This window comes from Streptomyces sp. NPDC054849 (assembly GCF_053610945.1).
The window spans coordinates 1-9,200 of sequence record NZ_JBSGZI010000169.1; the positions used below are offsets into that span (position 1 = coordinate 1).

Annotated in this window: 8 protein-coding genes; 5 read left to right on the forward strand and 3 right to left on the reverse strand. The window is 72.9% G+C overall.

Annotated features, from left to right (window positions below; genetic code table 11):
• Positions 1–70: 70 nt before the first annotated feature.
• Both ACWGIF_RS37135 and ACWGIF_RS37140 read right to left on the reverse strand, forming a co-directional pair.
• Positions 71–1,468 (reverse strand): HEAT repeat domain-containing protein, encoded by a 1,398-nt coding sequence (locus ACWGIF_RS37135; RefSeq protein ID WP_453504183.1) that lies wholly within the window; start codon positions 1,466–1,468, stop codon positions 71–73.
• 340 nt (positions 1,469–1,808) lie between these two features.
• On the reverse strand, positions 1,809–2,231 hold the full coding sequence (locus ACWGIF_RS37140; protein ID WP_453504184.1) for an ankyrin repeat domain-containing protein: 423 nt from the start codon (positions 2,229–2,231) through the stop codon (positions 1,809–1,811).
• Positions 2,232–2,547: 316 nt separating this feature from the next.
• On the opposite strand from ACWGIF_RS37140, the gene ACWGIF_RS37145 reads away from it, so the two are divergent.
• Positions 2,548–2,742, forward strand: a complete 195-nt coding sequence (locus ACWGIF_RS37145; RefSeq protein WP_030031218.1) for a hypothetical protein — start codon at positions 2,548–2,550, stop codon at positions 2,740–2,742.
• 70 nt (positions 2,743–2,812) lie between these two features.
• Complete coding sequence (locus ACWGIF_RS37150) at positions 2,813–4,450, forward strand: hypothetical protein (RefSeq protein WP_453504185.1); 1,638 nt, start codon at positions 2,813–2,815, stop codon at positions 4,448–4,450.
• Between the two features lie 9 nt (positions 4,451–4,459).
• On the opposite strand, the gene ACWGIF_RS37155 is transcribed toward ACWGIF_RS37150, so the two are convergent.
• Positions 4,460–5,962 (reverse strand): SCO1417 family MocR-like transcription factor, encoded by a 1,503-nt coding sequence (locus tag ACWGIF_RS37155; protein ID WP_453504187.1) that lies wholly within the window; start codon positions 5,960–5,962, stop codon positions 4,460–4,462.
• Between the two features lie 242 nt (positions 5,963–6,204).
• Here ACWGIF_RS37155 and ACWGIF_RS37160 point away from each other — a divergent pair, with 242 nt between their 5' ends.
• The 3 genes from ACWGIF_RS37160 (at position 6,205) to ACWGIF_RS37170 (ending at position 9,150) form a co-directional block, all read left to right on the forward strand.
• Positions 6,205–6,975 (forward strand): glycerophosphodiester phosphodiesterase, encoded by a 771-nt coding sequence (locus ACWGIF_RS37160; RefSeq protein WP_453504188.1) that lies wholly within the window; start codon positions 6,205–6,207, stop codon positions 6,973–6,975.
• A gap of 69 nt (positions 6,976–7,044) precedes the next feature.
• Positions 7,045–8,463 carry an MFS transporter gene (locus ACWGIF_RS37165; RefSeq protein ID WP_453504189.1) on the forward strand — a complete coding sequence of 473 codons (1,419 nt, stop codon included), beginning with the start codon at positions 7,045–7,047 and terminating at the stop codon, positions 8,461–8,463.
• A gap of 312 nt (positions 8,464–8,775) precedes the next feature.
• Complete coding sequence (locus ACWGIF_RS37170; protein WP_007262928.1) at positions 8,776–9,150, forward strand: RNA polymerase-binding protein RbpA; 375 nt, start codon at positions 8,776–8,778, stop codon at positions 9,148–9,150.
• Positions 9,151–9,200 lie beyond the last annotated feature (50 nt).

Consider the following 9,200-nt stretch of genomic DNA (forward strand, 5'->3'; position numbering starts at 1 on the left):
GCAATCGGCCCGGCCCCCTGACGTGAGGGGGCCGGGCCGAATGCCGTGCAGATGCGGGGGCCGGCGGGGGCTACACCGCCGACTCCGGGGCGATGCGGCTCCGTACCGCGGACTGGACGTCCTCTTCCTCCGCGGGATCTGCCGCCAGGTGCCGCAGCCGCGGCGCCACACGGGCGTCTGCCGTCTCCGCGTGCCGGGCCGCCACCTCGCGGGTGGTCTCCTCGCAGTCCCAGAGGCACTCGACCGCGAAGCCCGCCGCGAAGGAGGGGTCCGTGCTGGCGAGGGCCCGCGCGGCCCGGCCGCGCAGGTGGGACGAGGCCGTCTCGCGGTAGATGTGGCGCAGCACGGGCGCCGCGCAGCCGATGGCGAGGCGGCCCGCCCCGTCCACCAGGGCGAACAGGCGCCGGGTGTCCGGGCCGGAGCCGCGGACGGTGGAGCGCAGGGCGCCCAGGACCAGGGCCGCGTCCTCGGCTCCGCCCCGGGCGGCCAGGGTGGCCGCGGCGGCGGCGCCCAGGGCGTCGGGACGGTGGATCCAGCGCCGGGCCCGTTCGACGGCCTCGGGGCCGCACATGCGCGCGTAGGCGGCCACGGCGGGCTCGTCGGCGGCGGCTTCGATGAGGTCCAGCACGGCCGGGTTGTCCGGTTCGGCGAGGACCAGGTGGTGCAGGGCCGTGGCACGGGCCGCCTCGCCGGAGGCGCCGGCGGCGGCCGCGAGGATCGCGGCGCGGTCCTCGGGCGCGGCCACGGCGGCCAGGCATCGTGCGGCGGGTACGTGCAGCGGCGTGCCACGGCGCAGGCCGTCGGCGGCCCAGTCGAAGACGGCCTGGACGCCCCAGCCGGGACGGGGGCCGCCCGGGGTGAGCTGGCGCTGCCAGCGGTCGAAGGAACCCTGCTCGCGAGCGGCGCGCAGGCGCTCCCCGTACTGCGGCGACTCCTCCCACAGGCACCACGGCCGGGGCTCGTAGGCGTCGCGGACGGCGGCGGCCAGCCGCGCCTCGCCCTCTGCCGTGGCGGGGAAGCGGGCGAGGACGGGTGCGGCCAGGGACCGCAGCCCTTCGTCGTCGTCGCGCAGGGCCAGCTCGTCGAGGGCCCAGGCCCAGTTCGCCCCGGAGGCGACGTACCGGCGCAGCAGCATGAGCGCGTCGTCGCGGCCGTACGAGGCCAGGTGGCCCAGAACGGACAGGGCGAGGCCCGTCCGGTGGTCCTCCTCGTCGACGAGGTCGTCGGGGCTGAAGAGGTGGGCCTCGATCTCGCCCAGGGAGCCGGCGAGGTCCAGGTACAGCCGGGCGTAGTACAAGGAGCGGTTCTCGACCTGCCAGTCCTGGCGCGGGTCGCGGAGCACGCAGTGATTGAGGGCCTCGAGGGCCTCCGCCCTGGGTGCCGCGAGTGCGTGCAGCGTGCCGTCGCCACGGCCCCGCTGGAGGAGCCCGAGCAGGGTGCCGCTCGGCGCTATGACTGGTTCGAACATGGGAATGGCCTCAAATCAAGCTGGGGACGCAACCGGGAATCGGGATTCACAGGGCCGCGTAACAGCATGTGAGGACGTCCGCCGTCATGTTCCGCTCGATGTAGACCATTGCCTTCTCACTCTCGTCGGTGCTTCGTGACCATGGCGGCCGGTTGCGCAGGCCCGGCCAGGACACCCTTCGTGTCCCGCCCGCTCCTGCCCGTCCCCCGTGCTCGCGAATCGAATCCGACGCCATGATGGCCCAGGCGGTTTGTGCACCGCGACCACATTTACGGCCGCCGTGACCAACCTGTGAGGTCGGGAACCGGCCGGGCCCCGCCAGATCCCCGGCAAAAGCGGACTACTCGGCTCCGAAAAGTTCCAGCAGGTCGGCCTTGGCGAACATGCGCGCCGTGTCCACGGCGGAGGGGGTTCCGGCCGTCGGGTCGGCCCCTCCGGCGAGCAGCGCGCGGATGACGGCCTCCTCGCCCTTGAAGACCGCTCCGGCGAGCGGGGTCTGGCCGCGGTCGTTGGCGCGGTCGGCCTCGGCGCCGCGGGCCAGGAGGGCCGACACGGCGTCGGCGTGGCCGTGGTAGGCGGCGAGCATGACGAGGGTGTCGCCGCGGTCGTTGGTGAGGTTCGCCGGGACCCCGGCGTCGAGGTACGCGGTGAGCGTCTCGGTCTCACCCTGGCGGGCGAGGTCGAAGATCTTGGTGGCCAGTTCGATGACGTCCTCGTCGGGGGCGTCCTGCGAAGCGGGGCCTTCTGCGGCGTGCTCGCTCATCGTTCGTACCGCCTTCCACTCGTTGCTGACATGGCCCGCCCCGAAGACCCGGCCCCGGGCCGGGCGGGCAGGGGGGTGCACGGCACTGCGTCCGTACGGGTGAATCGCCAGAGTAGCGCCCTGGCCTGCACAGGTCCGGGCCGGGCCGGGGCGAGGATCAGCCTCGCCCCCCTGCATCCCGGGCGCGCCAGCCGGGGTGAGCCGGTCAAGTGAAAAACTCCTGGATTCACCCGTATGCACCTTTTGTCGCATTGATACTTCCTGTGAGCCTGGAACAACTGATGGTGACTGTCCCCACCAACCAGGAGAACCTCTCATGGTCCTGTCCATCTCAGGCGTAGTCCTGCTCGGCATCATCTGCTTCCTCTTCTTCAAGAAGGACGGGATGAAGCTGACCCACGCGTTCGTCTGCTCGCTCTTCGGCTTCTTCCTCGCCGGCTCCGCCATCGCGCCGAGCATCACGGCGAGCACGGCGAGCCTCGCGAGCCTGCTCGGCGGGATCAAGCTCTAGCCCGGCCAGCGCGCAGCGACACCAGCACCACCCGAAACACCCGTCACACCCACAACTCCAGGAGACGCCCGTGGCCCGGCGCCCACTTCCCCGCATCCTCAGCAGCGGCACCGTGTCGCTGGCCCGGGGCCGCGACCTCGCTCGCACGGCCGCCGACACTGCCACGGACGTCCTCCATCCGCTCCTCACCATCGGACGCGGCCTGCGCATCCTGGCCTCGGCCGGTCGGCGCAGATGGTCCGAGACCCCCAAGGACAAGCGTGGTCCCGCGCTGTTCCTGGGAGCCGCCTGCGTCCTCGTGGTCGCGCTCGTCCCCTACGGTCCGCTCCTCGCCCTGATCACACTCATGGCGGCGGCCGGCTGGCAGGGGCGCGACCGCACCCCGGTGAAGACCGGGCCCAGCGATGCCGAGGCCGAACGGCTCGGCTCCCTCTACGAAGCCCTCGTGCCGTACTTCTCCATCCCGGAGGACCCGAGTCCGCTCTTCGCCCACGGCGGCGACTGGGACAAGGCCTTCAGCGGCTACGAGTTCGACGAGGCGGGCCGCGTCACCCGGCTCCACATCCGCTACCCGGCCTACTTCACCGATGGCGAGGCCGCCTCACGGGCCCGGATCGAGGCACTGCTGCACGCCAAGTCCGGGCGCGGACGGGAGTATCTCTTCGATTGGGACGAGGAGGGCAACCAGCTCGACCTGAGGGTGCTGGCGGCGCTGCCGACGGGCATCGCCGCCCAGCCGTTCGTCACCTCGCCCGGCGAGACCGTGCTCGGCTTCACCGACGCCGGCAGCGTGCAGCGCACCCTGCCGGTTGTGGAGGGCGACGGGCCGCGCGACGTGCCGCCGGTGATCTGGCGCACCGGACCCCGCTCCACGGAGCCCCACCTGCTGGCCGTCGGCCAGCCCGGCAGCGGCACGTCCACGCTGCTCCGCTCCGTCGCTCTGCAGGCCCTGCGGCACGGGGGCGAGGTCCTGGTCGTCGACGGCGGCGGCAGCGGCGACTACGCCTGCCTGTCCGGCCGGAGCGGCGTCCTCGCGGTGGAATGCGGGCCGACCGGGGCCCAGGCCACCCTGGAGTGGGCCGCGCAGGAGACCGAGCGCCGGCTCATCGCCATCCACCGGGCCCGCGAGGCCGGGCGGCCCGCGCCCGAGGACACCCGGCGCCCCCTGTGGATCCTGCTGGACCAGCCGAGCGTGCTCGCGCACCTCGCGGTCGCCGAGGGGGGTCCCGACCCCCTGGCCCAGCTGCAGGTACCGCTGCGGCACGGGCGGCCCGCGCACGTCACGGTGGTGGTGGCCGAGCAGTTCGACCACCTGGAGCTCCTGAACGACGCCGTCTGGCAGCACACCCGCGCCCGGATCGTGCTCGGGCCGGCCACCCTCCAGCAGATCGCCGACGTGCTCGGGCTGCCGCCGCACACCACCCCGACGGCCCATGTGCCGCCGGGCCGCGGGTACGCCCGGCTGGGCACGGGTCCCGTGCACCGGGTGCAGGTGCCCGCCACCCCGGACCCGTACGACGAGGCCACGCACCCGGCGTACCGCCAGGCCGTGCTGGAACTGCTGCCGGACCGGCAGCAGGCCCCGGCCGGCCGGCCGGGCCGTACCACCACGCCGGACAGCCCCCTGCAGGGACAGCCGCCCGCCCAGGGGCAGGGCCCGGCCGCCGGCGCCGCGGAGATCCCGGAGGTCCCGGCCGAGGCGCCGTGACCCCGGACTTCAGGCCACGAACGTGCGCGGCGGCTCCGCCCCGCTGCCGCCCGCACCCGTGCCGACCAGCCGGGCCGCCGCCGCCAGCCGGGAGGCGGCCTCCTCTGCCACCGGCCCGCCCACGGTGAACGGCAGCCGCACGTACCCCTCGAAGGCCCCGTCCACGCCGAACCGCGGCCCCGAGGGGACCCGTACGCCGACCCGCTCCCCCACCTCGGCCAGCCGGGAGCCGGACACCCCGCCCGCGCGGGCCCACAGGGTCAGCCCGCCGCGGGGGACCTCGAACTCCCAGTCCGGCAGCTCCCGGCGCACCGCCGCGACCAGCGAATCGCGGTTCTCCCGGGCCTGCTCGCGGCGGATGGCGACGGCCTCCCGCCAGCCCCCGGTCCGCATCAGCCAGTTCACCGCGAGCTGTTCCAGCACCGGCGTGCCCAGGTCGGCGTAGGCGCGCGCGGCGACCAGGCTGCGGATCACGTCGGGCGCGGCGCGCACCCAGCCGATGCGCATGCCCGCCCAGAAGGCCTTGCTGGCGGAGCCCACGGTGATGACCGTGCTGCCGGCCGGGTCGAAGGAGCAGACCGGACGGGGCATCTCCAACTCCGGGTCCAGCTGGAGTTCGACCATGGTCTCGTCGGCGACCAGGACGGTGCCGGCCGACCGGGCGGCCTCCACCATGGCGCGGCGCTGCTCCTCGGTGGCCAGGGCCCCGGTCGGGTTGTGGAAGTCGGCGACCACGTAGGCGAGGCGGGGGGCCGAGTCGCGCAGCACCTGCCGCCAGACGTCCATGTCCCAGCCGGTGAGCCCGTCGGCCATGGCCACGGGTACGAGGCGGACCCCGGCGGCGCGCATGAGCTGGAGGATGTTGGCGTAGGAGGGGGACTCGACGGCGATCCGCTCCCCCCGCCCCGCGAAGAGGCTGCAGATGGCGTCGATGGCGCCCATCGCGCCGGTGGTGACCATGATCTGCTCGGGCATGGTGGGGATGCCCTGCTCGGTGTAGCGGTCGGCGAGCATCCGGCGCAACGCGGGCAGGCCCGCGGGGTAGTCCCCGTGTGTGTGGGCGTACGGCGGCAGCTCCTCCAGCGCGCCCTGGACGGCCTTGGTGAGCCAGGGCTCGGGGGCCGGCAGGGCGGCGCAGCCGAGGTCGATCATCGAGCCGAGGGACTCCGGCGGCAGCGGTTCCAGGCCGCGGGCGGGCAGCGGATTCCCGGCCGGGACGGAGGTCCAGCTGCCGGAGCCGCGGCGGGACTCCAGGAACCCCTCCCCGCGCAGGGCCTCGTAGGCCGCGGCGACGGTGGTGCGGCTGAGGGAGAGGGCGACGGCCAGCTCCCGCTCGGCGGGGAGCCGGGCGGCGACCGGGACGCGGCCTTCGAGGACGAGGAGGCGGATCCCGTCGGCGAGGGTGCGGTACGCGGGCGGTTTGCGGGCGCCGGCCACGGCCGTCCGCTCCTGCTGCGAGGTGATCAGACGGGCGAGCTGCGCGGCACCGACCGCTGAGGTCCATTCGGCCATGGCGTCCGGTCCACTTCGTCGGATTGGCCCTGACGGCACGCGCCAGAGGCCGGGATTGGATTGATGTCTGCGGGCACAGACTGTCACGCGCCAGTCCACTTGCACCAGGGGTGCGGGAGCGGTGGCACCGGCGGGGTACGGGGACGGCGCGACGGGACCGACCGCCGGAGATCGAGCGCCACCCGGTCCACCGTTCACCCCGCATACCACCGTTGCCTCGCACCACGGGGGATACTGCCGCCGTGACGCACGTACGCCTTCGCCATCCTTATCTGGACCACCCGGCTCCGATCCCCTTCGCACACCGGGGAGGGGCCGCGGACGGGCTGGAGAACACCACCGCCGCCTTCCGCCGGGCCGCCGAGGCCGGCTACCGGTACTTCGAGACCGATGTGCACACCACGGCCGACGGCAAGCTCGTCGCCTTTCACGACTCCACCCTGGACCGGGTCACCGACGGCCGGGGCCGGATCGCCGAGCTGCCCTGGAAGCAGGTCCGCGAGGCCCGTGTCGCGGGCACCGAGCCCCTGCCGCTCTTCGAGGAACTGCTGGAGGAGTTCCCCGACGCCCGCTGGAACATCGACGTCAAGGCCGAGTCCGCCCTGCACCCGCTGGTCGACCTGATCGCGCGGACCGGGATCTGGGACCGGGTCTGCGTGGGCTCCTTCTCGGAGGGCCGGGTGGCCCGCGCCCAGAGGATCGCCGGCCCCCGGCTGGCGACCTCGTACGGCGTGCGCGGGGTGGTCGGCCTGCGGCTGCGCTCGTACGCGATCCCGGCGGCACTGCGGGTCGGGGCGGTGGCGGCCCAGGTTCCGGAGACCCAGGGGGGCATCCGCGTGGTCGACCGGCGCTTCGTGCGGACCGCGCACGAGCGGGGTCTGCAGGTCCACGTGTGGACCGTGAACGAACCGGAACGTATGGAGGCTCTCCTCGACCTGGGTGTCGATGGCATCATGACCGACCGGATCGACATCTTGCGCACGGTGCTGGACCGGCGCGGGGCCTGGGCCTGACACGCTCTTCGGGCCGCGCGCGGGCAGGGCGGGCCGCTGCGGTACGGGGACCAGCGAGGGGGGCACCACGTGGGTGCGGAAGACAGCAGGAAGACCGAGGAAGCGGAAGCCGGGGCCGAGGACGGGAGATCGTCCGCGGCCGCGCAGGCCACGACAGCCGCGACGGCCGCGACGGCCGCCCGCAAGCGGGAGCAGCGGGGCTGGTACTTCTACGACTTCGCCGTGTCGGTGTACTCGGCGAGCGTCCTCACGGTGTTCCTCGGGCCGTACCTGACCTCGGTGGCCAAGGCCGCCGCGGACGCCGAGGGCTTCGTGCACCCGCTGGGCATCCCCGTGCGGGCCGGGTCCTTCTTCGCCTATTCGGTCTCGGCCTCGGTGATCCTGGCCGTGCTGATGATGCCGCTGGTGGGAGCCGTCGCCGACCGGACCGGGCGCAAGAAGCCGCTGCTGGCGGTGGCCGCGTACACGGGCGCCGCGGCGACGGCCGGGATGTTCTTCCTCGGCGGTGAGCGCTACCTGCTGGGCGGGCTGCTGCTGATCGTCGCGAACGCCTCGCTGTCCGTCTCGATGGTGCTCTACAACGCCTATCTGCCGCAGATCTCCACGCCGGACGAGCGGGACGGCGTCTCCTCGCGGGGCTGGGCCTTCGGCTACACGGCGGGCTCCCTGATGCTCGTGATGAACCTGGTCCTCTACATGGGCCACGACTCCTTCGGCCTCACCGAGGGCATGGCGGTACGGATCTGCCTGGCCTCGGCGGGCCTGTGGTGGGGCGCCTTCGCGCTGATCCCGCTGCGCCGGCTGCGGGACCGGGCCGTGGTCCGGGAGCCGGGGGCGGGGCAGCCAGTGAGCGGCTGGAAGCAGCTCGTCGCCACCCTGAAGGACATGCGGCGCTACCCGCTGACCCTGTCGTTCCTGCTGGCGTACCTGATCTACAACGACGGCGTGCAGACGGTGATCTCGCAGGCCTCCATCTACGGCTCGGAGGAGCTGAAGCTGGAGCAGTCCACCCTGATCGGGGCGGTGCTGCTGGTGCAGGTCCTGGCGGTGGCCGGTGCGCTGGGGATGGGCCGCCTCGCCCGCGTCTACGGCGCCAAGCGGACGATCCTGGGCTCGCTGGCGGCCTGGGCGGTGACGCTGGCCGCCGGTTACTTCCTGCCGGCTCGGACCCCGGTGTGGTTCTTCGCACTCGCCGCGATGATCGGGCTGGTGCTGGGGGGCAGCCAGGCGCTGTCGCGCTCGCTGTTCTCGCACCTGGTGCCGGCGGGCAAGGAGGCGGAGTACTTCTCGGCGTACGAGATGAGCGACCGCGGCCTGAGCTGGGTGGGCCCCCTCGTCTTCGGCCTGACCTACCAGCTCACGGGGAGCTACCGGGACGCGATCATCTCGCTGGTGGTCTTCTTCGCACTGGGATTCGTGCTGCTGGCGCGAGTGCCGGTGCGGCGTGCGGTGGAGGCGGCAGGCAATCCTGTACCGGAACGGATCTGAGAGCGGGTCCGAGCGTGCGCCCGGCCCGGATCCGCGAACGAATTCCGAACGAATTTAGACGTTGAAGCAAAGGGCCGGTAGTGTACGCCTTTGGCCTGCCAGGCGGACCGTTACTGCGCGCTAAAGAAGTCTGGACGTTGGGTGACATCTGCTGCCAGATGTGACAAAACGGGCACTGGTGGGTACAACAAGGGGCGGTACGACGGGCGACGCACACCCGGAGCGGGAATCTATACCGCCGACCGGACGTTGACCGGATGACGACGACAGCGACACCTGTCCTGTGGGCGACAAGCCCGGGAGGCACGATTCATGAGTGAGCGAGCTCTCCGCGGTACGCGCCTCGTGGTTACCAGCTACGAGACGGACCGCGGCATCGATCTGGCCCCGCGCCAGGCGGTGGAGTACGCATGCCAGAACGGACATCGATTTGAGATGCCGTTCTCGGTTGAGGCAGAAATTCCGCCGGAGTGGGAGTGCAAGGCGTGCGGCGCCATGGCACTCCTGGTGGACGGGGACGGGCCCGAAGAGAAGAAGGGCAAGCCTGCGCGAACGCACTGGGACATGCTCATGGAGCGACGCACCCGCGAGGAGCTGGAGGAAGTGCTGGCCGAAAGGCTTGCAGTCCTGCGTTCCGGCGCCATGAACATTGCCGTGCATCCGCGGGACAGCCGCAAGTCCGCCTGACAGCCGGACGGATACACAAGCCGAGGGGCCCCGCCACACCCAGTGTGGCG

What these genes read in the sequence shown, in the direction of transcription:
- ACWGIF_RS37140 (WP_453504184.1), bottom strand. Translation starts at nt 2,231, where the DNA reads ATGAGCGAGCACGCCGCAGAAGGCCCCGCTTCGCAGGACGCCCCCGAC.
- ACWGIF_RS37145 (WP_030031218.1), top strand. Translation starts at nt 2,548, where the DNA reads ATGGTCCTGTCCATCTCAGGCGTAGTCCTGCTCGGCATCATCTGCTTC.
- ACWGIF_RS37135 (WP_453504183.1), bottom strand. Translation starts at nt 1,468, where the DNA reads ATGTTCGAACCAGTCATAGCGCCGAGCGGCACCCTGCTCGGGCTCCTC.
- ACWGIF_RS37155 (WP_453504187.1), bottom strand. Translation starts at nt 5,962, where the DNA reads ATGGCCGAATGGACCTCAGCGGTCGGTGCCGCGCAGCTCGCCCGTCTG.
- ACWGIF_RS37170 (WP_007262928.1), top strand. Translation starts at nt 8,776, where the DNA reads ATGAGTGAGCGAGCTCTCCGCGGTACGCGCCTCGTGGTTACCAGCTAC.